The following is a 26,374-nucleotide window of genomic DNA, read 5'->3' as shown; positions in this document are numbered from 1 at the left end:
GACGGACTCATGTCCTCCTCCATCACGGCGCACCACCCTTGGCCAGCAGGCCGCTTTGAATCTCTTTTTTTTGGGTGGTGATCTATGTCTGAAGTGCTCTCCTCGGATGCCGCAACGGCTTCGGCCCCGTCTTTTGGCGACAAGCGGGCGGCCGCGATCTACGACCTGGGCCACAGCACGATTTTTGCGTCGCGCACCGACCCGCGCTTTTCCTACTGCACCTATGTTCCGCCGCACCTGGGCAATTCGAAGCAGCCCATGCAACTGGTGGTGGTGGTGCACGGCACAGGCCGCGCCTTCACCGAATACCGTGACGCCTTCGCCGCCTTCGCCAAGTGGAACGACTGCATCGTCCTGTGCCCGCTGTTCCCGGCCGGCCCGCAGGGCGACGGCAACCGCGACGGCTTCAAGCACCTGCGCGAAGCCGATATCCGCTACGACCAGATCCTGCTGAGCATGGTCCACGAGGTGGCCGTCAAGTTCGGCTGCGATTTTTCCAAGTTCGCGCTCTTCGGTTATTCCGGCGGCGGCCAGTTCGTCAATCGCTTCGGCCTGCTGCACCCCGAACGCCTCTGGGCGCTGTCCATAGGCGCGCCGGGCTCGGTCACGCTGCTGGACTTCCAGCAGGACTGGTGGGTGGGCGTGCGCGATTTCGAAAAGCGTTTCGGCAAACCCCTGAACCTGGCGGCGCTCAAAGCCCTGCCGGTGCACATGGTGGTAGGCAAGGCCGACATGGAAACCTGGGAGATCACCCACCGCGAAGGCGGCAAGTTCTACATGGCCGGCGCCAACGACGCCGGGCGCACGCGGCCCGAGCGGCTTGAAACCCTGCGCCAGTCCTTCGCGCAGGCCGGCGTCAGCGTCACCCTGGACCTGGTCGACAACGTCCCCCACAACGGCCTGGCCTGCGTCGACACGGTGCAGGACTTCCTCGCGGGCGTACTGGCCGACATGCGCACAGCCTGATGCCCTCCACACCCCAGCCCTGAAAGCCCGACCATGCTACGTTTCGCGCTGGCCCGCCTGATGATGGCGATACCGACCCTGCTGATCGTGGCGGTCGCGGTGTTTGTGCTGATACGGCTGATCCCCGGCGACCCGGCCCAGCTGCTGCTCGGCGACCTCGCGGACCCGGTGCGCCTGGCCGACCTGCGCGCCCAGCTCGGCCTCGATAAAAGCTGGCCGGTGCAGTTCGGCATCTGGGGCCGCCACGTGCTGGGCGGCGACCTCGGTGTTTCCATCAACACCGGCGAGCCGGTGCTGCAGCTGGTGCTGGGCCGCTTCCTGGTCAGCGCGCAGATCGTGCTGGTCGCGGTGCTTTTTGCCACCCTGGTCGCGGTGCCCGCCGGCATGATCGCCGCCTGGAAACAAAACCGCCTGCCCGACCTGATGCTGGTCGGCACGGCCACGCTGCTGGTGTCCGTCCCCACCTTCTGGCTGGGCCTGTTGCTGCTGCTGTTCTTCGGCCTGAAGCTTGAGTGGCTGCCGGTGGTCGGTTATGTCTCCATCATGAGCGACTGGAAGTCCGGCCTGCTGTATCTGCTGATGCCGATCCTCACGCTGTTCCTGCATGAGATCGGCGTGCTGATCCGCATGGCCAGGGCCAGCACGCTGGAAGTGCTGCGGCTGGACTACATCACCCATGCGCGCGCCAAGGGCCTGTCGGAGCGTGCAGTGTTGATACACCACGCATTCCGCAACTCCTTCGGCCCGACCTGGACGCTGATAGGCCTGGTGCTGGGCAACCTGCTGGGCGGCGTGGCCGTGGTCGAGACCGTGTTCACGATTCCCGGCCTGGGCCGCCTGCTGGTCGATGCGATCTTCGCACGCGACTACCCGGTGATCCAGGGCTGCCTGCTGCTGGTCGCCGTGATCTACGTGGTCACCAACCTGGTGATCGACCTCTGCTATCCGATCTTCGACCCCAGGGTGCTCGCGGAATGAAAAAGTTTCTCACCCCGCAGGCCCTGATAGGCCTCTTCATCGTGGGCCTGATCCTCGCGGCGGCCGTGCTGGCTTTTTTCTGGACGCCGCACGAGCCGCTCAAGATCAACTTCCTGGCGCGCCTGAAGCCGCCCAGCGCGACCTACTGGCTGGGCACCGACGAGTTCGGCCGCGACGAGCTTTCGCGCCTGATGGCCGGCGCCTCCAACAGCGTGTGGATCAGCTTCCTCACGGTGCTGCTCTCCATCACCGCAGGCACAGCGATCGGCGTGCTGACGGGTTTTGTGCGCGGCTGGACCGACCGCATCATCATGGCCTTCATCAATGCCTTGCTGGCCTTCCCCGGCCTGCTGCTGGCGCTGGCGCTTCTGGCCGTCTTCGGCGCCAACAAGTACGGCATCATCCTGGCGCTGGGCCTGGCTTACACGCCCTCCGTCACGCGCATCGTGCGCGGCACGGTAATGTCGTTGCGCGAAAAGGAGTTCATCGAATCTTCGCGCGTGCTCGGCAACTCGGAGCTCTACACCATGTTCCGCCACGTGCTGCCCAACTGCGTGGCGCCGCTCACGGTGCTGGCGACCTCGATGTTCGGCTGGGTGATCCTGGCGGAAAGCTCGCTGTCCTTCCTTGGCCTGGGCGTTCCGCCGCCCGCGCCGACCTGGGGCAATATGCTGGCCGCGGCCCGGCCCTTCATGGCGCAGGCGACTTATCTTTCCATCTTCCCGGGCCTGTGCATCGCGCTCACGCTGCTGGGCATCAACTTCCTGGGCGACGCGGTGCGCGACCTGCTGGATCCGCGCATGAGGGGCATCGAATGACACATCTGGTCGATGTCTCCGGCCTGAGCCTTTCCATCGGCAAGGGCGGCCGTGAAATCGTGCGCAATGTGTCCTTCACCGTCGCGCCCGGCGAAATCGTCGGCATCGTCGGCGAATCGGGCAGCGGAAAGACCCAGGCGGCACGCGCCATCATGGGCCTCACGCCGCCGCCGCTGGTGCGCAGCGCGGGCCGCATTTTGTTTGAAGGCGAGGACATGGCGGCGGCCGGCGACGCGCGTTTGCGCAAGCTGCGCGGCGCGCGCATCGGCATGGTGTTCCAGGAGCCCATGACCTCGTTGAACCCGTCGATGACGATTGGCCGGCAGCTCGACGAAGGCCTGGCCCTGCACCGGCCCGAACTTTCACCGGCCGCGCGCCGCGAAAAAGCGCTGGCCATGCTCGCGCGCGTCGGCATCACCGACCCGCAGGCCGCGCTGGCCGCCTGGCCGCATGAGTTTTCGGGCGGCATGCGCCAGCGCATGATGCTGGCCTCGGTCATGCTGCTGGAGCCCGCGCTGCTGATCGCCGACGAGCCCACCACTGCCCTGGATGCGCTGGTGCAGCGCGACGTGCTGGAGCTCATGGTCGGCCTGACACGCGAACACAACACCGCCGTGCTGCTGATCAGCCACGACCTGCCCATGGTCGCGCGCTACACCCAGCGCATGATCGTCATGCAGCAGGGCGAAGTCGTTGAAGCCGGCGACACGGCCACCCTGCTGGCCGGCCCGCAGCAGGATTACACCCGCAAGCTGCTGGAGGCTATCCCGCGCCGGCAGGCCGCGCGCACGATTGCCGACGAGCAGCCCGTGATCGAAGTGCGCAACCTCGTCTTCGACTACCCCGGCAAGCGCCGTCTCTTTGCCAAATCCGCGGCCAAGCGCGTGCTGCACGGCATAGACCTGGTGGTGCGGCCGCGTGAAATCGTCGCGGTGGTGGGTGGATCCGGGTCCGGCAAAACCACGCTAGGCCGCGCGATTGCCGGCCTGATCAAGCCCACCGAAGGCGACATCCGTTTCCGCGGCCGTTCGATCGCCCGCAGCGATGCGGGTTGGCTGGATTACCGGCTCAATTGCCAAATGGTGTTCCAGGACCCGTATTCCTCGCTGAACCCGCGCATGAGCATTGGCCAGCTGGTCGGCGAAGGCCTGCGGCTGGTGCCCGGCCTGACTTCGGCCGAGCGGCAGTCGCGCGTGGCGAAGATGCTGGACGAAGTCGGGTTGCAGCCCCAGCACGCGCAGCGTTATGCGCATGAACTCTCGGGCGGGCAGCGCCAGCGCGTGGCGATTGCCCGCGCGCTGATACGCGAGCCGGCTTTTGTGATCGCCGACGAGCCGGTGTCGGCGCTTGACGTCACCGTGCGCGCCCAGGTGCTGGCGCTGCTGGCCGAGCTGCAGGAGCGCCACGGCTTTGCCTGCCTCTTTATCAGCCACGACCTCGGCGTGGTCGAGCAGGTGGCGGACCGCGTGATCGTGATGCAGGCCGGCCGGATCATCGAGCAAGGCAGCCGCGACGAGGTCTTCGATAACCCGCAGCACGCTTACACACGCAAGCTGCTGTCGGCGATTCCCGCGCTGACGCCCACCGGCCAGGGCGGCATGCAGCTCAAGTGGCGTTTTGACGAAGCCGATGCAACGGCGGGCGCCATGAACCCCATACCTCCCATACACCCTCTTCCGGCCTGATTTTTAAGGAGCTTCCCATGCTTTCGATGCGATTGAAATTCCTGAGCGCCGCCGTGCTGGCGGCTTGCACCGCGGCCCAGGCCCAGACGGCTCAAATGGTGGTCGCGCAGCCGGCCGACATCCGCTCGACCAACCCGGGCGTGAACCGCGACAACACCACCGACGGCGTGGTGCTCAACATCGTCGAAGGCCTGGTGGCCTACCACGAGAACGGCACGATCGGGCCGTTGCTGGCGCGCTCCATCGTCACCAGCCCCGACGGCATGACCTATATCTTCAAGCTGCGCACCAACGTGAAATTCCACAACGGCGAGCCCATGACCTCGGCCGATGTGCTGTGGAACTGGAAGCGCTACACCGACCCCAAGACCGACTGGCGCTGCCTCAGCGAATTTGACGGCCGCTCCGGCGTCAAGGTCACTTCCGTCACCGCGCCCGATGCGCAGACGGTGGTCATGCAGCTGGACAAACCCTCGGCCGTCTTTCTCGACAACCTGGCGCGCACCGACTGCGGGATGACGGCCATCCTGAACAAAAAATCCGTCAAAGAAGACGGCAGCTGGGACAAGCCGATAGGCACCGGCCCCTTCAAGTTCGAGGAATGGAAGCGCGGCGAATACGTGACCCTGAGCGCCTTCGCCGACTACCAGTCGCCCCCCGGAACCAAGCCCGACGGCTATCTCGGTCTCAAGAAACCGCTGGTCGAGCAGGTCAAGTTCCTGACCGTGCCCGACATGTCGACCTCCAAGGCCGGCCTGCAGTCGGGCGCCATCGACGCCGGCCAGATCACCTCTTCCGACGTGCAGGAACTCAAGGCGAATAAAAACCTCAACGTGGTCGCCGCCGTCGACGCCGGCAAGAACACGCTGCTGATGCAGACCAACGACCCGCTGCTCAAGGACGAGCGCATCCGCCAGGCCATCGCGCTCTCGCTGGACATGAACCAGCTCGTCGCGGCCGCGTCCGAAGGCCTGGCCCGCGTCAACAACTCGGCCATTCAGGACACCTCGGCCTTCTACACGGCGGCCCAGAAAAAAGGCTACCGCCACGACCCGGCCAAGGCCAAACAGCTGCTGAAGGAAGCCGGCTACAAGGGACAGCCCATCGTGATCCAGGCCAACAAGCGCGCCCACGTACCCAGCTTCTCGGTTGCGGTGATGAGCCAGGCCATGATGCAGGCCGTGGGCATCAACGCGCAGATCGAGGTGCTGGAATGGGCGACCCAGCTGGATCGCTACAACAGCGGCAACTACCAGCTGAGCTCCTTCACCTATTCCTCTCGCCTGGACCCGGCCCTGAGCTATGAGCAGTTCTCGGGCCCCAAGGCCAAGCAGCCACGCAAGGTCTGGGACGACCCGGCCGCGCAAAAGCTGATCGACCAGAGCTTCACCGAAGCCGACCCGAAGAAGCGCCAGGCGCTGTTCGACCAGCTGCACGCGATGATGATCGCCAAGACGCCGCTGGTCATCCTCTACAACGTGACCGACTCCTGGGCCGTGCGCAAGCGCGTGTCCGGCTTCACGGTATGGGAAGGCAAGCCGCTGCTCTGGAATACCAAGCTGGCCGCTAAATAAACCGTTCCAGTTTCAGTTTTCACTCGCCTTGATGCGCAGGCCCGCGCACAAGGCCGGACAGGTACGCCTGGCGGCGGCCCTTATCTATCTCTCTCTTCCTGAAACCTCTTCTGGCAGCACAGCATGGCAAACATCGAGCAATTCCCCTTTATTTCGGTTTCCGGCAGCCCGCATGAGCGCGGCCTGCAGTACGGCCGCCAGGCCGCAGGCCGGGTGCGCGGCAGCGCGCGCCTCTACGGCCAGACCCTGGTCAACCTGGGCTACAGCGAGCAGGCCCGCGCGCGGCTGATCGACTTCTTCGCCAAGGAAATCGGCGACTTCGCGCCCCACTACATCGACGAGATGCGCGGCATCGCCGAGGGTGCGGGCGTGGACTTCCAGGACATCGTGATGATCAACGCCCGCACCGAGGTGCTGGCGAAAGCGCGTGCCGAAAAGGTCAAGGCAGCCGACCAGGAACCGGGCGACGGCTGCACGGGTGCGCTGATACTGCCGGAACGATCCGCCAACGGCAAGCTGCTGCACGGGCAGAACTGGGACTGGCGTGCCGAGTGCGTCGAGACCTCCGTCGTGCTGCGCGTGCGCAATGACAACGGCCCCGACTTCTTGACCTTTGTCGAGGCCGGCGGACTGGCCCGCAGCGGCTTTAACAGCGCGGGCGTGTCCATCACCGCCAACTACCTGGAGTCGGACCGGGACTTCAAGCAGCTGGGCGTGCCGCTATCGCTGATACGCCGCAAGGTGCTGGAGCAGGAGATTTTTTCGCTGGCCATGAAGGCCGTCGCGGCCACGCCCAAGTCCTGCTCCAACAACATCATGTTGGGCATGGCCCAGGGTTTCGGCATCGACTTCGAATGCACGACGAATGAATCGTTTCCAATCTACCCCGGCGCCGACAACCTGATCGTGCACGCCAACCACTGGATGAGCCCGGTCGCGCTCAGCAAGCTGGTGGACCTGGGCATTTCCCAGTCGCCCGACAGCCATTACCGCGACTGGCGCGTGCGCAAGCTGTTGAACGCGCAGGACAAGCTCAGCCGCCAGGATTTGAAGAACGCTTTTTTCGATGACTTCGGCCTGCCCTACTCCGTCTGCAGGCCGCCGCGCCTGGGAAGCCACGACAATCTCTCGGCCACGGTGGCCATGGTCATCATGGAACCGGCCGCCGGCGAGATGGAAGTCGCGCCCCTGCCGGCGCTGAATCGCGTGTTCACCTGCTACAGCCTGACACAGGAACCGCGGCTTTCGGCCGCCTGAGGCTGATTAAAGTACCGCGGCCAGGCCGTCCAGGTCCAGCGAAGGAACAAACTTGGGGTTGACGTAGCGCTTGCGGATGTCGGCTTCGGAGAATTCCACCATCTCCGAGCTCTTGGCGCTTTCACCGCCGCCCGCGATCCAGGCGCTCTCCCAGATATGGGCCAGGTTGCGTATGCCCAGGGCCATGACCTTGGCGGTGTTGCTGCCGAACTGCTCCCACAGGCCGTCTATCACCGCGCGCGAGGCACCCTCGCCGAGTTCGACGTAGGCGTCGCAGATCTCCGCAGGCGCGATCAGCCTGGCGACGTCGTCCATGAGCTTGACGGTGGCGATCGCGGCCTTGCGGCCTTCGTCGATCTTCGCCAGCTTGGCGGCCGGCTTGGCCAGCACCTTGTCGATGGCTTCGAACAATTCTTCCGCCTTGGCGTCAATCATCTTGGTCTCATAGACCGAATGCACGCCCTTGGCGGGCCATTCCTTTTTGGGCTTGCCGGTGTTGGTGACACCTTCCGTGACCTGGTCCTGGTAGCCGTCGGCCAGGAAGGAGCCGTGCAGAGGCTGGCAGGCGTCGCCCACATAGTGCGCCAGCAGCCCCGCCGCGGCCACATAACTCGCGTAGTCCTTTTTTTCGACATAAGCGACCATGGCGTCGTAGAACTGCCAGACGCGGAAAGGCAGGCAGCCGCGCGACTTGGAGGCGGTGGAGCCCACGCTGTCGTAAAAGCCCTGCCAGTATTCGACCGCCACCCGGTCGCTGTCCTGCATGCACAGCTCCCGAAGGCTGGGCCCGTCGCCGGGACCGGGCACGTCGATGTCGGCATAGTGCGTCGGGTGTTCCGGTCCGCTGTTAAAGCCGGTGTCGCGTCCGCCCTTGACCTTGCCGGGCTGTTTTTTCCAGATGACGTCGGGCACGTCCGCCAGGGCGATAAAGCCCGTCGTGTCTTTCAGTGCCTCGTTGATCTTGCCGGGCGCGATGTCGGCGCGGTCAAAACTGATGCGCAACGCGTTGGCCGCCAGCAGCTTGGCGAGCTTTTTGTCCTTGACCTGGCCGACCGCGACGTTGCCTATGCTGTAGTGGCCGGTCGCGCCCCAGTAAGGCTGCGCCGCCGTGTTGTGGGCCGACACCAGTTCCACGTCCAGCAGCTTGCAGACATTGCTGAGGTTGGTCGCCAGCGCGAAGTTGTAGGCGCCGCCGTCGACGCTGAAGGTCTGTGCGCCCCATTCCACGGCGAGCGGACGGTAAGTGGGCTTGCCGTTTTCCGCCTTGCCGTCTTTGCCCGCCTCGACTTTGAGGTGCCAGACCGTCCCCGAATCGCCCGGCTGTGTCTGGTGAGTGGCATCCTGCGGCGCAATCAGCAGATCGGCCACATAGTCATAGCCGCCCACCGATTTGTAGCGGTAGAACAGCGCCTTGATGCGCCCGTCGAGGTGGCCCGAGGCCGCGCCAAAGGCCGACACCGGGTGGTCTATCAGCTGCAAACCCAGGTTCTGCTCGTTGAGATCCGCCAGCGCGCCGACGTCGCCCAAGCCGTAGACGCTGCTGGTCCAGTCCCTGGCGTCGTCGACCTCGACCAGGCCGACGTCCAGGTTCAGGTAGGTCTGCTTGCCGGCAAACGACGGATAAACCTCGGTGAAGGGCAAACGCGTCAGCTGGCGTTCGGAGGCATGGCCGACCTCGACCTCCTCGCCGCGCAGGCGCGCATGGACGGGTTCGCCTGGCTCGCCGCAGACATGGCGGTTGGTCAGCGCAAAAATCGTGTGGCCGTCGCTGACCAGGCAACCGGCGCTGGCCGTGCGCAGCAGGCCCTGGTTGCGGATCAGCAGCGGAAAGCCCCCGCCTATGGCCGCCTCCGGCCAGATCCACGAGGGCAGCTGCTTGCGCCCCGGCGCCTGCGGTTCGACCTTGACGACGCAGACCGGCACCACGCGGCCGTCGGGCAAGTACAGGATCTTGGGCACCATGTCCTGCGGATGGAGCTTGCTGGTGGCGAAGGCTTTTTCCTCCACCCACTCATCGACCATCACCAGGATGCAGGGCCAGGAGTAGGGGCGAACCTCGGAGTTGGCGAAGGTGCGCTCCACTTTTTTCTTCGCCGTGGATTTTTTGAGCGGGTTCTTCGCGTCCGGCCAGGGATCGCTGTGCCGTATCAGGTACAAGCCCACCGCCGTGCCCACGACGTTGCGCTTGTTGAGCATGTGCACATGGAACTGGTTGCGCGCGTCCAGCAGATCGCGCACGGAAAGGCTCGCGTAGTTGTTCTGGCTGCTCAGGATGTCCATGGAATGTCCTCCGTGTGGTGAAGCTTCCGAGGCAGCTCCCCCGTTTGTGCGCGCGAATGCGCGGGTGCGTCAGGCCTGCAGGCATTGTGCGCAGCCAAATCGGCCTGATCAATCCTCCAATAGGAGGAGGAACCAGCTTCACCGGGTTTTATGACGTGGATGTGTCCGCGGCGGGCTGCCTCGGTGGCACGCGCTGGATTGGCGCAATGCAGGCAACACAGCAAGCGATGCAAAAAAAGCATGAGCAAACAATGTCTTTCTGGCGACATTGCGAGATCATCAAAGCTACAGAAAACCAGGGCTGTACGCGCGACATTCAGGGCACAACCCGCAGCGCCACAAGCCCCTTGCCCAGTCTCCAGACCGTGTGGACCCGGGCATTGTCGCGATCCACGTGGAGTTCGATACACAAGCAGGCGGAAGTCAAACCCCGTCGCCGCAGGACAGCCGCGACGCCGGGGAAAACATCATGGGGTGAATAACATGGAAGCCATCAACGCAGGAAATGGATTGTCGATTTATCTGCCGCTCGCGCTGTACGCGGTCATCGCCATCGTCGGCTGGCGGCTCATGAAGAGACAATGCAAATCCGAAGCCGGGCAAGCCACCTACTGGCAGGCCTGCTACATCAAGCTGAACAGCCTCGCCAGGTCACACCGACTGCGCGCGGCCGAGTTTGAAATCCAGGCGGAAAAATTCCGCCTGCGCTGGCAGCAGGAACAGCGAACCCTGCATAAAAGAAGGTTCGACGAAATGTTTTTCAAAAAATAGGCCACGGCCCACAGCCACGTCGGCCCCTCGAACACCACGGGATGCATCAAAGGCGGACCAGTGTTTTCCTGGCCAGATAGCCGAAGGTCACAATGCCCGCCAGCCCTCCCCACTTGGTATATCCGGTCGCCCACCAAGGTATTACCGGCGCATGGCCAGGCGATGGCACCATGCTTTGGCCCGCCCAGAAGTCCAGAGCCGGCCACCAGCACATCCAGAGCAGCGCCAACAGGACGGGCCAGATTTTTCTTGGCCGCAGTCGCGGGAAATCGCCTTTCAGTGTCGAGCAAAGACGGGTGAGCACCGCCAGCACGGCTATCCAGGAGAACACCACCCCCGCCACATCCCGGCTCAGCCGGAAATAGCCGGAAAACTTGCAGGCCAGCAAGGCCGCGGATGCAACGCCAACGACAAAAAGAATCCAGCGGTCTTCACCATCGATTTTGTACATGGAAGTTCTCCTTCACTTTTCGGATCAAGCCCAGCCGCGCTTTGAAAGGGGCAGGCCGTAGCGAAACGTGGCGTGCAACAGTTCGGCCTTGAAGGTTTGCGCGGAATTTCCCAGTGTTCGTAAAAACCCGTACATCGAGCGAGCGCACGCTCCGGGATTTTTTGCACCAAGGCTTCGCTCGCCTCCCTCACGCGCGCCCTTTCAAGCAGCCACGCTCAAATTGGCGCCCAGGGCCCGGACCACCGGTGACCATTCGCCCGGGGTCTCCTGGTTGAAGATCTTCAGGCTCGGATACCAGGGGCTGTCCTCGCGCGGCGCCATCCATCGCCAGCAGGCGTCAAAGCGCGACAGCATCCAGGTCGGGCGGCCCATGCTGGCCGCCAGGTGCACACAGGCCGTGTCCACACTCACCACACCGTCAAGGCAACTCATCAGGCCCGCCGTGTCGCCAAAATCCGCCAGGTGGTGGCTCCAGTCGACGATGCAGCCCTGCCAGGCCGAGGTGGCGATTTCAGCCGCCGCCGGGCCCAGCTGCAGGCTGTGCCACTGCACACCGCGCACCGACAGCAAGGGCTCCAGGTCGGCCAGGCATATGTTGCGGCGTTGCGCCATGGCCTGCGCATTGGAGCCGCTCCAGACCAGGCCCAGCTGCCGTACCGCGCGGCCCCGTGTCACCCCCTTGATGGAACGCGGCATGGGCGCATAACAAAAGCGGGTCATGCGTTCATGCCAGATTTCGACGCGCTCCTGGCTTGCGGCCAGCGAGGCAGGCGGCGGCAGGTTTTCTATCCTGCAACCCAGGTGCAGCGGCAGGCTCAGCAAGGGCACATGCAGGTCGTGGCCCTGCACGCGGCCCGGCAAGGCTTCTTCCGCCGGCATCAGCGTGATGCGCTCACGCGCGGCCATGCCGGCCAGCACCGGATGCAGGGCCCGGCGGCAGACCAGCAGCAAACCCGCCTCGGGATGCGCGGCCCGCAACTGCGGCAAAAAGCGCGCGAACTGCATCGCGTCACCCAAACCCTGCTCGGCCCAGACCAGCAAAATCCGCTCGCCCAGCGCGTCCCCCGCCCAAGCCGTGCCGTAGTCGCGCCAGCAACCCTGGGCTTGCGAAACCTTCCAGCGCCATTCATGCGCCGGCCAGCCGGCCTCGAAGTCACCCCCGGCCAGCAGGCCCAGCGCGCGGCTGAACTGCGACTCGGCATATGCCGGGTCCGCCTCGCAGGCGGCCTCCACCAGGGGCCTGGCCGCGGGCCAGCGCGACGCTTCCAGCGCCACCACGCCCAGCGCGGTATAGGCCCGCGCCTGGGCCGCGCGGTCGCCAGTGGCCAGCGCGACGTCAAGCTCGGGCTGCCACAGCCTACGCGCCTCGTCAAAGCGGTACTGCGCGCGCAGCATGCCGGCCAGCTGGCGCAGCACGGCCTCCTTGTCCGCCGGCCCCAGTACCAGAGCCTTGCGGTACGCCTCTTCGGCGCGGGCCGCCAGGGCGGGCTGTTGCGGCTGGTCGAGCGCCGAGCCCAGGTTGAACCAGTCGTCCGCATCGCCTTCGCCGCCGGACGCCTTTGCCAGCGCCAGGACCTTTTCGAACGCCGCCTGGGCCTGCGCCGGCCGGACGCCGCGAAAAGCCAGCGCGCCCACCAGCCGCCAGGCTTGCACCGACTCCGGCTTCACCTCCAGCACCTGTTGCACCAGGCGTTCGCAGTCGGCCCAGCGCTGATTGGCATAGGCTAGATTTGCGGCGCGCATCGCCGCCTCGGGCGTCATGGAAGAAATAGAGGCTTGGTTCATGTCAATTCACCGTGCTGGCAAGCGAACTGTTGCGCACAGCCGGCTCAAACCACACTGGTGGTCAGCAAGACATTGATCAGCAGATTGATGGTGTGTCCATCATGCTGGTACCGGTATACGTCATAGGTCTGGCCACCGATCGCCACGTCGTTGGCCGATGCATTACCGGCCGCTGAAGCCACGACGCTGTAAACCGTTCCGTCCACGTCGGTCAGGTTGTTCGTGCCCGCGGACTGCGTGGTCAGTGTTTTGCCCAAGGCGCCCAGGTTCAAGACGTCGCCTGCCGTGCCCGTGATGCGCAGGGTATCCGCCACCGAGTTGCCGCTGGTGAACTCCAGCACGTCGCCCAGGCTCAGGTTCAGCGTCTGGTTGCCGGCGGCCGCCATGCTGACGATCTCAAAGCCTTTGACGAAATTGCCGGGACTGGCCGCGCCCCTGAAGTTGAATGCCGTTGTGGTATCCAGCACCAGGGTATCCACGCCCGCGCCGCCCAGGTATTGCGCGCCGGCGACGAAGAAGTTGGCTTGTGTCGTGCCGGAGTTCAGGGTGTCGTTGCCGGCCCCCAGGTTGATGACGCTGTTGACGTTGGAGGCCGTTCCGATGGTCACCAGATCGTTCATGTCGCCGGTGTCCAGGATCAATCCACCCAGGTAGCTGCCGCTGGCCGTGCCGGTGACCAGGGTGTCGGCCACGCCTGCCGCCATCGTTTGAAGGTCGTCGTCGATCAGCGTACCGGTCGCCGACGATGTGCCGGCGCTGAAACCGCTGTCGGTGGCGCTCTCGCCCACGATGGTTTCATTGGTTTCAGCCAGCGCGTCCTGGGCCAGGGCCACCGTGACCACCTTGGTGACCTGGCCCGCAGCCCAGTCCAGGGTCTGGATGCTCACGTCCGTGTAGTCGGTTCCGCCGCCTGTGGCCGTGCCGCCGTTGGTGCGGAAGTAGCTCGTCGTCGCCGCGGTGATGTCACCGCTTCGGGTGACGGTGAAGGCCATCAAGCCGTCCGCCTCGTGAGGCGCGCCGGTGGCCGTGACCACATAGGCATAGGGGGCCGGCGCGGTGTCGTTGTCCAGCAGGTTGATGCTCGCCGTGGCCAGCCCGGTCGTGAAGCCGCTGTCGGTGGCGATCTGGCCGATCAGCGTTTCGGTGGATTCGGCCGCCGCATCGTCCACCAGCGCCACGAACACCACTTTGGTCTTCTCGCCCGCGCTCCAGCTCAGGGTCTGCGACGCCACATCGGTGTAGTCGACGCCACCGCCCGTGGCCGTTCCGCCGTTGGTGCGGAAGTAGCTCGTCGTCGCCGCGGTGATGTCACCGCTGCGGGTGATGGTGTAGGCAGCCATGCCGGTGTTCTCGAAGACGTTGTCGCTGGTCTGGCTAATACCGTAGCTGGTGGCCACCGTTGTCTGCAGATCCGTCAACGTCACCGTGGCAGTGGGAGTGACGATGGTGCCCGCCGAGGCATTGCGCAAACCCATGACGATGGTCTCGTTACCCTCGACCAGGGCATCGCCGGCCAGGTTGGTGGTGAATGTCTTGGTGGTCTCGCCCACGGCGAAGGTTACGGTCGTGGCGCTGATCCCGCCGTATTCGACCGCACTGGTGGCGGTGCCGCCGGCATCGTAGTACTGCACGGTTTGCGAGGTGCTCAGGTCGCCACTGCGGGTGATGGTGAAACCGGCATACGTATCGTTTTCCTTCACGACGTCCAGGGTGGCCGCAATGCTGAACACCGAGCGCGTGCCATCGTTCAACGCCAGGGTGCTGGACGACGTGGCGGCGACGATGTCACCGATGCTGGCATCGGAGATCAGGCCGGTGATGGTTTCGCCCGTTTCGGCCAGGGTATCGTCGGTCACGGGCACCAGCACCGTCTTGCTCATCTCGCCCGCAGCAAAGCTCAAGGTCTGCAGCACGGCGCTGTAATCGGCTCCAGCCGCGGCCGTGCCGCCACCCGCGGTGCTGAACACCACCGTGGCTTGCGCACCGGATCCCGTGCGCGTGACGGTAAAGGCGGCAAAACCGCTGGCTTCGTTGGCGGCCGATGCGGCCACGCTCCACAAGGACTGGTCGTCGTCCAGGATCGTGCCGGTGATGCTGGCCGTGCCGATGACGCCGTTGCTGGCGCCGCTGATGGAGGCCACCACGGTTTCATTGCCTTCGGCCAGGCTGTCGCCGCCGATGGCGATTGTCACGGTTTTACTGTTCTCGCCGGCCGCAAAGCTCAAGGTCTGGTAGGCCGCCGTGTAATCGGCGCCTGCCACGGCCGTGCCGCCCACGGTCGCGAACTGGATGGTCTGCGCCGTACTGTAAGGCCCGGACCGGCTCACCGTGAAGGTCAGCACACCAGCGCTTTCGCCGGCATCGCCGCCGCTGGTGACCTTCCATACCGACAAATCATCGTCCAGGAGGGTGACGCTGGCCGTCGCCGTGACAATGGTGCCTGTGCTGGCATTGGCGATGCTTGCGACGAGGGTCTCGTCGCCTTCAGTCAAGGCGTCGTTTATCAGGTTCACCCGGACGATCTGCGTGGTCTCGCCTGCCGCGAACGTGATGCTACCCGCGGAATTGGTGAAATCACTGCCGCCCGTTGCGGTCCCCCCTGCCGTGAAACCGAGGAGCGTCGCCGCGGTGCTGCTGTTTCCCGTTCTTGTCACCGTGTAAATCACGGCGAAGCCGTTTTCGCTGCGATCGATGCCGGTGGTGGCGATGCTCCACAGCGACTGGTCGTCGTCCAGGATGGTGGCTCCGGCCGTGGCCGTCGCCAGAGTGCCCGTGCTGGCGTTGCTGATGACACCCAGCACCGTCTCATTGGCTTCGACCGCCGTGTCGCTGCTGATCGCCACCGTCACGACCTTGGCCGTCTCGCCGGCGGCGAAGGTCAGGGTCTGGTTGGCGGCCGTGTAGTCGCTGCCCGCCGTGGCCGTGCCGCCCGCGGTCGCGAACTGGATCGTGGCGGCGGCGCTGCTGTCTCCCGTCCTCGTCACCAGGTAGGCCAACACGCCCGCACCCTCGCCCGCGGCCCCGACGCTTGCCACACTCCATACCGGCTGGTCGTTGTCCAGGATAGTGGCACTCGCCGTGGCCTGGGCGATGGCGCCCGCGCTGGCATTGCTCAGAAACACGCCCACCGTCTCGTTGGCCTCGGGCGCCGCATCGTTGTTGAGCGCGACCGTCACGACCTTGATGCTCTCACCGGCCGCGAAGCTCAGCGTCTGGCTGCCGGCCGTGTAGTCGCCGCCCGGCGTGGCTGTGCCGCCGCCGGTGGTGAATTGCACCGTTGCCGCGGTGCCCAGCGGCCCGGTCCGCGTGACCGTGTAGGTGATCACACCCGCGCCCTCGCTCGCATCACCGCCGCCGGCCACACTCCAGCCCATCTGGTCGTCATCCGTGATGGTGGTGGTGACTTCCGGGCTGCCTCCGAGGTTGCCTGTGCCCGAGTTGAGGGCGAGGTAGATACTGCTGGTTTCATGCAGCTCGGGCACCGCATCGTCCACGATATTGCGGTTGACGGTCTTGACGGCCTCCCCCACAGCGAAAGTGTAGAAAGCGTCGAAGGCGATGATGTCGGTGCTGTCGGCCGTGCCGCCTTCACCGGTCAGCCTGACGACGGCGGCGCCCAGGGCTCCGGTTCGCGAGATCACGTACGTGACGGCCTGGCTGCTCCTCTCACCGGCCGTGTCGATTGCCGAAAGGCTCCAGACCGAGGCGTCGTTGTCCAGGATGGTGGCGCTTGCGACGCCGTTGGCGACGACCCCGCTGCTGGCATTGCCGATCGTGGCCAGCACGGTCTCGTTGCCTTCGACCGCCGCGTCCTCGCTCACCGCGACCGCAACGGTCTTGCTTGTCTCGCCGGCGGCAAAGGTCAGGGTCTGGCTGGCGGCCGTGTAGTCGGTTCCGGCCGTGGCCGTGCCGCCGCCGGTGGTGAACACGATCGTGGCCGCAGCCGTGGGGTTGGTCCGGGACACGGTGTAGGTCAACGCGCTGGCGCCCTCGTCAGTGCCAGCGTTGCCCACCACGCTCCAGCTCGACTGGTCGCCGTCCACGATGGTGGCGCTGGCCGTGCCCTTGCTGACAAAGCCACTGGAGGCGTTGCTGATCAGCACATTGACCGTCTCGCCGGCTTCAAGCAGCGCATCGCCGGCGATCGCCACGGTCACCGTCTTGCTCAGCTCGCCGGCGGCAAAGCTGAGGGTCTGGTTCACGGCCGTGTAGTCACTGCCCGCCGTCGCGGTACCGCCCATGGTCGCGAACTGGATCGTCGCGGCCGACGAGATGTTGTTCGCGGAGCGCGTGACCGTGTAGGTGAGGAAACCCGAGTCCTCGGCCGCGTCGCCGTTGCTGGTCACGCTCCACGATCCCGTCTGGGCGTCCACCAGGGTGGCGTTCGCAACGGCGCCGGTCGGGGAAATGGTGCCCGTGCTGGGACTGGTCAGCTGCACGCTCACCGTTTCGTCGCCTTCGACGAGACTGTCCGAGGCCAGGTTGCCCGCGACAACCTTGCTGGTTTCGCCTGGCGCAAAGGTCAAGGTGACTCCATTGATGGAGCCGATGTCGCCATTCGTCGCGGTCGTGCCGTTGAATTGGAGCATCTGAATCGTCGCCGCCGCGCTGGCGGAGCCCGTTCTCGTCACCGTGAAGTCCATGAACCGGGAGTTTTCGCCTGCATTGCCGTTGCTCACGATGCTCCACACCGGCTGGTCGTTGTCCAGGATGCTGGCGCTGGCGGTGGCCGTGGCAATCGCCCCCGCACTGGCGTTGCTAATGAGCGCACCCACCGTTTCATTGGTTTCGAGCGCGGCGTCGTCTGTGACGGCAACCATGACGGTCTTGGTGGTTTCACCCAGGGCAAAGCTCAGCGTCTGGCCCGCGACTGCCGTGTAATCGCCGCCCGCAGTGGCCGTGCCGCCGGTGGTGGAGAACAGGATCGTCGCCGCACTCTTGTCACCTGTTCGCGACACGGTGTAGCTCAGCATGCCCCCGCCTTCATTGGCGTTACCATTGCTCGCCACACTCCACACCGGCTGGTCGTTATCCAGGATCGTGCCGGTGATCGTGTTCGCGCTGGAAGCGATGATGGCCCCGCCCGTCGGATTGGCCAGTTGCAGGGTGAAGGTTTCGTTGGCCTCGGCCAGCGCATCGTTGTTGATGGCCACGGTCACGGTCTTGCTGGTCTCGCCGGCGGCGAAACTGACGGTCTGGTTGACCGTCGTGTAGTCCATCCCCGGCGTGGCGGTGCCGCCGCCGCTCTGCACCACCACGGTCACGGCATTACTGACCATGCCGCCGCGCGTGAGGTTGAAGGTGGCGTTGCCGGCGCGTTCGCTGACGCTGATGCCCGCCGCCGCGTTGTCGAAACTGATCACTGCCGTGTCGTCGTCCTTGATCGTCACGGTCGTGCGATCGTTCACGGGATCGATCCGGGCACTGGCCGACGCGGTCGTGAGTTGCACATCGAAGCTGACGTCATCCTCGGCCAGTGCGTCCACCCTGGGAGTGACCTGGACGGTCTTGCTAGTGTCACCGGGGGCGAAGGTCAGCGTTGAGTCGACGAAGAAGTAATCGGTCAGGTTCGAGGCGCTTCCCCCGCCGGAAATCACCCTCACGGTATCCGTTCCGGTGGTCAGGCCGCTGCGGCGAATGGTGACGGTCTGGTTACTCCCGCCTTCAGTCATGGTCGTACCGGTGGCGCCATCGATCGTGAAGATAGCGACCTCGTTGTCCACGATGGTGGCGGCGGCGCTGGCGGTGGCCAGGTTGCCGCCGGTGGGGCTGCTCAACACCAGGCTGAGCGTTTCGTTGCCCTCGGTCAGGGCATCGTCCACCGTCGTGACGGTGACAGTCTTGACGGTCTCGCCCGCGGCAAAACTCAGGGTTCCCGTGGCGGCGGTGGTGTCGCCGGAGGCGATGGCCGTGCCGTTGAGAGTGGTGTAGACCACCGTTCCAGCGCTGCTGATGTCGCCCGAGCGGGTCACGGTGAAGTCGATGTTGCCGCCTTCGGTGACGTGGTCGCTGGCAATGCTGGCGTTATAGGTGGTTCCCGAGAGGCTATAGGCCTGGGAGAACACGGCGCCCGCATTGCCCGCGGTGTCGTTCACGCGCACCTTCAGCGTGTCGTTGCCCGTGAAGGTGGTGACGAGGGACCACGTGTTCGAGCCCACCGTGGTGCTGGCGGTGCTCCAGCTCACGCCGTTGTTGATGGACACCTCCACGATCTCGCCGGCCACGAGGTTTGCGCTCGCCGTGCCGGTGATGGCTTGCGCCTCCATGTCCGCCACGAAATTGGCGGTGGCAATGGTGGTCGTGGGCGCCGCGGTGTCGACGGTGACGGCCAGCGCGGCCGAGGCAAAGCTGGTGTTGCCGGCGCTATCCGTCGCCTTGGCCGTGATGCTGTGCGCACCCTGGCTGAGCACGCTGCTGGTGATGGAGTAAGTGCCGCCCGTGGCCACGCCGCTGCCCAGCACCGTGGTGCCGTCGGTGTCGTACAGCGTCACCGTCGCGCCGGATGTCGCCGTGCCCGTGAAGATCGGTGTGGTGTTGTTGGTGGTGTTGTCGGCACTGGAGCTGCCGCTGTCGGTCGCGATCGTCATGTCCGGCGCGCTGGGCGTCGCCGGCTGGCCAGTGATGGTGGTCGTGATCAAAGTGTCGACCAGCAGCTTGAGGGTCTGGCCGCCATGCTGGTACTGGTAGATGTCGTAGGTACGCCCGCCGATGACCACATCGTTGGTAAACCCATTGCCCGCACTGGACGTGACGACATCGTAGAGCGTGCCATCCACGTCGGTGAGATTGCCCGTGCCGGCAGCCAGCGTGCTCACCGTCTTGCCCAGCGCCTGCAGATTCAAGATGTCGCCCGCGTTACCGGTGATGCGCAGCGTGCCCGCCACGGCGTTGCCACTGGTGAACTCCAGTACGTCCTGCAAACTCAGGTTCAGGCTCTGGTTGCCCGTGCCCGTCATGCTGACGATCTCGAAGCCCTTGACGAAATTGCCGCCACTGGCCGTCGTGCTGAAGTTGAACGCCGTCGTTGTCGCCAGCGCCAGGGTGTCGACGCCCGATCCGCCGATGTATTGCGCGCCGTTGACGAAGAAGTTGGCCTGCGTTCCGCCGGTGTTCAGGGTGTCGTTGCCTGCGCCCAGGTCGATCACGCTGTTGACCGTGGATGCCGCACCAATGCTGACGGCATCGTCCATATCGCCGGTGCTCAGCAGCGTGCCGCCGAGGTAGCTGCCGCTGGCCGTCCCGGTGGTGAGCGTGTCGGCCACACCCGCCGCCATGCTCTGGGCGTCGTCGTCCAGGATGGTGTGCGTGGCCGCCGTTACGCCCGTGGTGAAGCCGCTGTCGCTGGCACTCTGGCCGATGACGGTCTCGCTGGCCTCGGCGCTCGTGTCGTTGGCCACGGCCACGGTGACCACCTTGGTCACTTCGCCCACGCCCCAGCTCAAGGTTTGCCCGGCCGCGGCCGTGTAGTCGGCCACGTCCGTGGCTGTGCCGCTGTTGGCGCGGAAGTAGCTGGTACTGGCGATGCTCAGGTCACCGGATCGGGTGATGGTGTAGCCCGCCACGCCGGTCGATTCATAGGCATTGCCCACGGCCGCGATCGAATAGCTGTTGGTGCCGGCGGCCGCGGTGTCGTCGTCCAGGAGCGTGACGGTGGCCGTGGCGACGCCCGTGGTAAAGCCGGTATCCAGCGCGATCTGGCCGACCAGGTTTTCGCTCGATTCCGCGACCGCGTCGTTGACAAGGTCCACCAGCACGATCTTGTATCGCTCGCCCGCGGCAAAGCTGAGCGTCTGGATGGCAATAGTGGTGTAGTCGCTACCAGCCACCGCCGTGCCGCCGTTGGTGCGAAAGTAAGCCGTTGCTGCCGCACCGACATCGCCGCCCCGGGAAACGACGAAAGACACGGTGCCCGCACCCTCATAAACGTTGTCGAGGTTGATCGAGATGCCAATGTTGCCAGCGCCCACCACGGTTTCGTTGTCGCCCAAAGTGACTGTCGCCGTTGCAGTGGTGATGGCGCCAGCCGAAGCATTTTGCAGGCCCAGGATCAGGGTTTCATTGCCTTCGAGCAAGGCATCGTCCATCAGGGTTATCCCAATGATCTTGCGCGTCTCGCCAGGCGCGAACGTCACGGTGGCAGGTACGAGCGCCACATAATCGGCGCCGGCCGTGGCCGTACCCCCGGTAACCCGGTAATCGACGGTCTGCGAACCGCTCAGGTCGCCGCTGCGGGTAATAACGTAGCTGGCTTGCGAACTGTTCTCGTCAAAATTCGAGGTGATGCTGAGAGCGAACAATGGACGTGTCTGGTCGTTGGCAGTCAGGCTGGCGGCGGCCGAAGCGGTCTGGATATTGCCCGCGCTGGCGCTGGAGATGAATCCCACAACGGTTTCACCGATTTCACCCGTACTGTCGTTGGTGAGCGGCACCAGGACCGTCTTGCTCATTTCACCCGCGGCAAAGCTGAGAATCCGGTTCACGGCGGTGTAGTCGGCGCCCGCCATGGCGGTGCCGGCGGTGTCGAAATGAATCGTCGCCGCAGCGCCGGCGCCGGCGCGCGTGACGGTGAAAGCGGCAAAGCCATTGGATTCCTCTGCGCCGGCCCCCGTCACGCTCCACTGCGACTGGTCGTCGTCGAGGATGGTGGCAGTCGCGCTGGTGCTGCCGATGTCGCCCTTGCTAAGGTTGCCCATGACCACCCCAATGGTTTTGTTGCCATCGGCAATGGCATCGTCCTGGATGGCAACCAGGACGGTTTTTTCCTTCTCGCCGGCGGCAAAAGTCAGGGTCTGGTGAACTGGCGTGTAGTCTATGCCCGCAATCGCCGTACCACCGGCCGTCGCGAATTCGAGGGTTGCTGCGCTTGCGAAGGTGGTTCTGTTGATCGTGAAAGAAGCGAAGCCCGACCCCTCTCCGGCGCTTGCACCGCCGCTGAAACTCCACACCATCAAATCATCGGAAAAAATGCCGGCCCCGCTCGATCCCGTCACGATGGTGCCCGTGCTGGCGTTGGTGATATTGGCAAACAGGAATTGGAATGTTTCAGGAGTTGCGTCATCGATGACGGGAACCGTCACGGTCTTGCTGGTCTCTCCCGCGGCAAAGCTCAGGGTCTGGTGGACGGTGGTGTAGTCCACGCCCGCCAGGGCGCTGGCGCCGCCCTGGCTGATGGTCCCGAACTCAATGGTCGCGGCAGTGTTGGTCGCACCAGTACGCGTCACGTTGTAATTAAGTGCGCCGACAGACTCGAGGCCGTTGCCAGCAGCGGCCACGCTCCACAGCAATTGGTCGTTGTCCAGCAAGATGGCGCTGGCCGTGGCCGTCGCAATGGTTCCCGTGTCGGCGTTGGTCAGGGTCAGGCTGACCGTTTCATTGACTTCGGCGAGCGCGTCGTTGGTGATCGCCACCATGACGGTTTTGCTCATCTGGCCGGCAGCGAAGCTCAGCGTCTGGTTGACGGCGGTGTAGTCGGCGCCGGCAATGGCCGTGCCACCGGTCGTGGCAAACTCGACCGTGGCCGCGCCCGCGCCGCCGGTACGGGTGACGGTAAAGGCCAGGAAACCGGCGCCTTCGTCCACGGCGCCCGGGCTGCCCACACTCCAGACCGGCTGGTCGTTGTCCAGGATGGTCGTGACGGCCAGGGGCGCGACGATGTCTCCCGTGCTGGCGTTGACGATGGACGCGGCCACCAGTTCGTTTTCTTCGGCAAGCAGGTCGTCGGTCAAGGCCACGGTGACGGTCTTGCTCATCTCGCCCACGGCAAAAGTCAGGGTCTGGTTGAGGGCGGTGTAGTCGGTGACGGCGGCCGCCGGGTTTCCGTTGGTGCCGCCGCCCGTGACGAACTGGATCGTGGCCATGCCGGCGGCGCCGGTTCTTGTGACCGTGTAGGTCAGGAAGCCCGCGCCCTCATCCACGCTGCCGGGCCCACCTATGCTCCAGATGGACTGGTCGTTGTCTTGAATGAGCGCGTTGGCCGAAGCCGTGGCGATGGTTCCGCTGCCTGCATTGCTGATGGCCACACCGGCCAACTCGTTGCCTTCGGCCAGCAGGTCGTCGATGACCGCCACGGTGACGGTCTTGCTCATCTCGCCAGCCGCAAAGTTCAGTATCGTGTTGACGACGGAGTAGTCGACGCCGACCGTGGCAGCGAGGCCGCCATTTCCCGCACCGGAGCCGACCGTGGCGAACCCAATGCTGGCCGCCTGGCTGCTGCCCGTGCGGGTGACGGTGTAAGTCATGAAGCCGGCGCCTTCATCCACATTGCCGCTGCTTGCCACGCTCCAGACCGATTGCTCGTTGTCCAGGATGGTGGCGCCGGCAGTTGCCGTGTCGATGGTGCCATTGCTTGCATTACCGATCGACACGTTGACCGTTTCATCGGGCTCGGCGACTGCATCGTCAGTCAGGGTCACCGTCACCGTCTTGCTCATCTCGCCGGCCGCAAAGCTCAGCGTCTGGGTCACTGCCGTGTAATCGCTGCCTGCCGTGGCCGTTCCACCGGCGGTCGAAACTTCAATGGTAGCCACGCCCGCCGCGCCCGTGCGGGTGACCGTGTAGGCCAGAAAGCCCGCGCCTTCGTTCACGGTACCCGGCCCACCGACGCTCCAGACTGACTGGTCGTTGTCCAGAATGAAGGCGGCGGCCGTGGCGGTATTGATCGTGCCGCTGCTGGCGTTGCTGATGGCGGCCAGCACGGCCTCATTGCCTTCCGCGTTCGCGTCATCCGTGACAGCCACGGTGACGGTTTTACTGGTCTCGCCGGCCGCGAAACTCAGTGTCTGGTTGATGGCGGTGTAGTCACTTCCCGCTGTGGCCGTGCCGCCTGCGGTGGCGAACTGGATGGTCGCTGTCCCACTGCTTGCACCAGTTCTTGTCACCGTATAAGTCAGGAAGCCCGCGTCTTCGCTGACATCGCCGTTGCTGGCCACGTTCCACACCGGTTGGTCATCGTCAAGAATCGTGGCGCTGGCCGTGGCGGTGTTGATCGCGCCCGAGCTTGCATTGCTGATGGCGGCCATCACAGTTTCATTGCCTTCGGGCAGTGTGTCATCACGCAGCGCCACGGTCACGGTCTTGCTGGTCTCACCCGCCGCAAAGCTCAGGGTCTGGTTGACCGCCGTGTAGTCGCTGACCGCCGTGGCCGTGCCGCCCGCGGTGGTAAATACGATCGTGGCGGCGGCATTGCTCGCCCCGGTTCTTGTCACCGTGTAGCTCAGTGCGCCCGCGCCTTCGCTGACGTCGCCATTGCTGGCCACGTTCCACACCGATTGGTCATCGTCAAGAATCGTGGCGCTGGCCGTGGCGGTGTTGATCGTGCCCGAGCTTGCATTGCTGATGGCTACGCTCACCGTCTCATTGCTTTCGGCCACCGCATCGTCAACCAGCGCTACCGAGACGGTCTTGCTGGCCTCGCCTGCCGCAAAGCTCAGGGTCTGGCTGACGGCCGTGTAGTCGCTGACCGCGGCCGCGGTGCCGCCTGCGGTGGTGAACACGATGGTCTCGGCCGTGTTCGTCGCACCCGTGCGGGTCACCACGTAGCTGATTGAACCGGCGCTTTCGCTGACATCGCCGGCGCTGGCCACGCTCCAGACCGATTCGTCATTGTCCTGAATGGTGGCGATGATGGTATTTGCGCCTGCGCCGATGACTGCGCCGGCGGAGGGGTTGCTCAGCTGCAGGTGGAAGGTCTCATTGCCCTCGGCCAGCGTGTCGTCGGCAATGGCCACCGTCACGGTCTTGGCGGTTTCGCCGGCCGCAAAAGTGACGGTCTGGTTGACGCTGGTGTAGTCCACCCCTCCCGGACTGGCCGTGCCGCCGGCGCTTTGCACCACCACGGTGACGGCGTTGCTGGTCAGGCCGCTGCGCGTGAGGCTGAAGGTGACGGTACCCGCGCCTTCGCTGAAGCTCATGCCGGCCGCGGCGTTGTCGATGCTGATGACGGCGACTTCATTGTCCTGGATGGTGGCCGTGACACTGGCGTTGGCCGGATCGATCAGGGCGCCGGCCGAGGGGCTGCCCAGATGCAAGTTGAAGGTTTCATTGCCCTCGACCTGGGTGTCGTCGATGATCGTCACCGCCACGGTCTTGCTGGTCTCGCCCGCGGCAAACGTCAAGGTCTGGTTCACCGCGGTGTAGTCCCCGCCCGCTGTGGCCGTACCGCCGCCTGAGCTGACGACCACGGTGTCAGTCCCTGTGGTCAACCCACTACGGTGGACCGTGAAGGTATAGCTTCCCACCCCTTCACTGAAGCTCACGCCGGTGGCGGTACCGTCGATGCTGAACAGCGCGCCCTCGTTGTCGACGATGGTGGCTGTAGCGCTGGCGGTTCCCAGGTTGCCGCCCGTGGGGTTGCTCAAGACCAGGCTCAGCGTTTCATTGCTTTCGACGGCTGTGTCATCGAGTGTCACCACCGAGACCGTCTTGGTCGTCTCGCCCGCTGCAAAGCTCAGGGTTCCGCTGGCTGCCGTGTAATCGCTGCTGGCCGTGGCGGTGCCGTTTTGTGTGGTGTAGGCCACGGTGCCGGCGCCGCTGGTGTCGCCTGAGCGCGTGACGGTAAAAACCGCACCGCCGCCTTCGGTGACATGGTCGCTGGCGATACTGGCGCTGTAGCTGGTGGTGGCGCTGACGGGCAGGGTAATGACGGTAGCGGGACCGGTAGAACCGGATACGACCTGCACGGCGCTGACGCTGGCGGTGCCGGCCACAAAGCTGGGCGTGCCGCTGGCGGGCGTGGCGGTGGCCAGGTTCAGGCTGTAGTCGCCATTGGCGTCGGCCGTGACGGCGTAAGTGAAACTGTTGCTGGTGGCGACGTTGTTGTCAGGGTCAATGGCGATGGTGATGCTGGCATTGGCCAGGGCCTTGCCGCTGATGACGGACTGGCCGCTGAGGTTGGGGGCGGTGCTGACGTTAAGGGTGGTGACGGTGGGCGTTGCTCCGGGTGTGACCGTCGCTCCGTCAAAGCCACTGATCGCGGATAGCGCAACGGATGGATTGCCGGCAAAGGCAGTCTTGACGCTGTTCGAAAACGCTGCCCCGTCGGAAAAAACGAGCTTGTCGTTAGAAGCGCCTGTGCCGGCTGCGACAGTGACTCTTTCAGTATCGCCGCCCAAGGTTCGCGTAAAAACCATGGTGCTGCCGGAAATGGACTTGGTGTAGTCGGCCCAGCTACCGGTGAAGTAGACCAGATCATTGCCTCCACCCAAACTTGACGCATCAACGGTGGTGCCGGACTTGATATAGACGCTATCAACACCGCTGCCGCCGAGAATCTTGAAACTCATGCCCGGGCTCGCCAAGGCAAAAGTTTCCCCGGTGGCATCCAGGGCCACGGCCTTCACCGTGGCATTGAGCGTTGTTGGAAAATTCGGAGCCAACGAAGTTTCACCGCCAGGCACCGGCGCCGACGCCGTCCCTTTGACGAAATTGATGGTGGCCAGGGACGTCACCGTACCATCGGCAAAAACCAGCGTATCGTTCGACGGGCCGGTTCCACCAATCACTGATACCGTTTCGGTCTTCCCGCTGACGGTACGCGTCAAGGTAAGCGTCGAGCCGCTGGCTGACTTGCCGTAATCCGCAAAATTACCACCCAGGTATATCTTGTCGGCACCGGCGCCTGCCGAGGTGAAATCGAAGGTCATGCCGGGGTGCACAAAAACCGCGTCAACCGCGGACGATCCCAGATACTTGATCTCTTCGCCGTCGAGCGTCAGTGTTCCGTAGCTGAGCGCGAAGTCAATGAAATTCGAACCGGGGGACGTCAATAAAACATATTTAGAAGTGATGGCCATGGTGCGGCTCCTGAAATTG

Annotated in this window: 11 protein-coding genes; 7 read left to right on the top strand and 4 right to left on the bottom strand. The window is 64.7% G+C overall.

Annotated features, from left to right (window positions below):
* The first annotated feature begins 84 nt into the window (after nucleotides 1-84).
* The 6 genes from AC1D0O_RS04525 (at nucleotide 85) to AC1D0O_RS04500 (ending at nucleotide 7,278) form a co-directional block, all read left to right on the top strand.
* On the top strand, nucleotides 85-966 hold the full coding sequence (locus AC1D0O_RS04525; RefSeq protein WP_477652359.1) for an alpha/beta hydrolase: 882 nt from the start codon (nucleotides 85-87) through the stop codon (nucleotides 964-966).
* Between the two features lie 33 nt (nucleotides 967-999).
* Complete coding sequence (locus tag AC1D0O_RS04520; protein ID WP_477652358.1) at nucleotides 1,000-1,944, top strand: ABC transporter permease; 945 nt, start codon at nucleotides 1,000-1,002, stop codon at nucleotides 1,942-1,944.
* On the top strand, nucleotides 1,941-2,762 hold the full coding sequence (locus AC1D0O_RS04515; protein WP_477652357.1) for an ABC transporter permease: 822 nt from the start codon (nucleotides 1,941-1,943) through the stop codon (nucleotides 2,760-2,762). The genes AC1D0O_RS04520 and AC1D0O_RS04515 overlap by 4 nt, the downstream gene beginning before the upstream one ends.
* On the top strand, nucleotides 2,759-4,447 hold the full coding sequence (locus AC1D0O_RS04510) for an ABC transporter ATP-binding protein (RefSeq protein ID WP_477652356.1): 1,689 nt from the start codon (nucleotides 2,759-2,761) through the stop codon (nucleotides 4,445-4,447). The genes AC1D0O_RS04515 and AC1D0O_RS04510 overlap by 4 nt, the downstream gene beginning before the upstream one ends.
* 17 nt (nucleotides 4,448-4,464) lie before the next feature.
* The gene (locus tag AC1D0O_RS04505; protein WP_477652355.1) at nucleotides 4,465-6,021 is read left to right on the top strand and encodes an ABC transporter substrate-binding protein; all 1,557 of its coding nucleotides are present in this window, start codon (nucleotides 4,465-4,467) and stop codon (nucleotides 6,019-6,021) included.
* A gap of 123 nt (nucleotides 6,022-6,144) precedes the next feature.
* Nucleotides 6,145-7,278: a C45 family autoproteolytic acyltransferase/hydolase gene (locus AC1D0O_RS04500; RefSeq protein WP_477652354.1), complete on the top strand. Its 1,134-nt coding sequence runs from the start codon at nucleotides 6,145-6,147 to the stop codon at nucleotides 7,276-7,278.
* A 6-nt stretch (nucleotides 7,279-7,284) separates the two neighbouring features.
* On the opposite strand, the gene AC1D0O_RS04495 is transcribed toward AC1D0O_RS04500, so the two are convergent.
* Nucleotides 7,285-9,558 carry a Nal1-like putative serine protease gene (locus AC1D0O_RS04495; RefSeq protein ID WP_477652353.1) on the bottom strand — a complete coding sequence of 758 codons (2,274 nt, stop codon included), beginning with the start codon at nucleotides 9,556-9,558 and terminating at the stop codon, nucleotides 7,285-7,287.
* A gap of 483 nt (nucleotides 9,559-10,041) precedes the next feature.
* Here AC1D0O_RS04495 and AC1D0O_RS04490 point away from each other — a divergent pair, with 483 nt between their 5' ends.
* Nucleotides 10,042-10,329: a hypothetical protein gene (locus tag AC1D0O_RS04490; protein ID WP_477652352.1), complete on the top strand. Its 288-nt coding sequence runs from the start codon at nucleotides 10,042-10,044 to the stop codon at nucleotides 10,327-10,329.
* Between the two features lie 46 nt (nucleotides 10,330-10,375).
* On the opposite strand, the gene AC1D0O_RS04485 is transcribed toward AC1D0O_RS04490, so the two are convergent.
* The 3 genes from AC1D0O_RS04485 to AC1D0O_RS04475 form a co-directional block, all read right to left on the bottom strand.
* Complete coding sequence (locus AC1D0O_RS04485; RefSeq protein WP_477652351.1) at nucleotides 10,376-10,780, bottom strand: hypothetical protein; 405 nt, start codon at nucleotides 10,778-10,780, stop codon at nucleotides 10,376-10,378.
* Nucleotides 10,781-10,981: 201 nt separating this feature from the next.
* Nucleotides 10,982-12,565, bottom strand: a complete 1,584-nt coding sequence (locus AC1D0O_RS04480) for a tetratricopeptide repeat protein (protein WP_477652350.1) — start codon at nucleotides 12,563-12,565, stop codon at nucleotides 10,982-10,984.
* A gap of 44 nt (nucleotides 12,566-12,609) precedes the next feature.
* Entirely contained in the window at nucleotides 12,610-26,355 is a 13,746-nt protein-coding gene (locus AC1D0O_RS04475; RefSeq protein ID WP_477652349.1) for a Calx-beta domain-containing protein, read from the bottom strand.
* Nucleotides 26,356-26,374: the final 19 nt, after the last annotated feature.

The sequence above is a fragment of the Polaromonas sp. P1_F2 genome (genome assembly GCF_056405735.1).
The sequence above is the reverse complement of the archived record's forward strand: the minus strand, read 5'-3'. Positions and strand labels throughout refer to the sequence as shown.

Coding starts and splice junctions, on each gene's coding strand:
- AC1D0O_RS04525 (WP_477652359.1), top strand. CDS start 85: ATGTCTGAAGTGCTCTCCTCGGATGCCGCAACGGCTTCGGCCCCGTCT.
- AC1D0O_RS04520 (WP_477652358.1), top strand. CDS start 1,000: ATGCTACGTTTCGCGCTGGCCCGCCTGATGATGGCGATACCGACCCTG.
- AC1D0O_RS04515 (WP_477652357.1), top strand. CDS start 1,941: ATGAAAAAGTTTCTCACCCCGCAGGCCCTGATAGGCCTCTTCATCGTG.
- AC1D0O_RS04510 (WP_477652356.1), top strand. CDS start 2,759: ATGACACATCTGGTCGATGTCTCCGGCCTGAGCCTTTCCATCGGCAAG.
- AC1D0O_RS04505 (WP_477652355.1), top strand. CDS start 4,465: ATGCTTTCGATGCGATTGAAATTCCTGAGCGCCGCCGTGCTGGCGGCT.
- AC1D0O_RS04500 (WP_477652354.1), top strand. CDS start 6,145: ATGGCAAACATCGAGCAATTCCCCTTTATTTCGGTTTCCGGCAGCCCG.
- AC1D0O_RS04495 (WP_477652353.1), bottom strand. CDS start 9,558: ATGGACATCCTGAGCAGCCAGAACAACTACGCGAGCCTTTCCGTGCGC.
- AC1D0O_RS04490 (WP_477652352.1), top strand. CDS start 10,042: ATGGAAGCCATCAACGCAGGAAATGGATTGTCGATTTATCTGCCGCTC.
- AC1D0O_RS04485 (WP_477652351.1), bottom strand. CDS start 10,780: ATGTACAAAATCGATGGTGAAGACCGCTGGATTCTTTTTGTCGTTGGC.
- AC1D0O_RS04480 (WP_477652350.1), bottom strand. CDS start 12,565: ATGAACCAAGCCTCTATTTCTTCCATGACGCCCGAGGCGGCGATGCGC.
- AC1D0O_RS04475 (WP_477652349.1), bottom strand. CDS start 26,355: ATGGCCATCACTTCTAAATATGTTTTATTGACGTCCCCCGGTTCGAAT.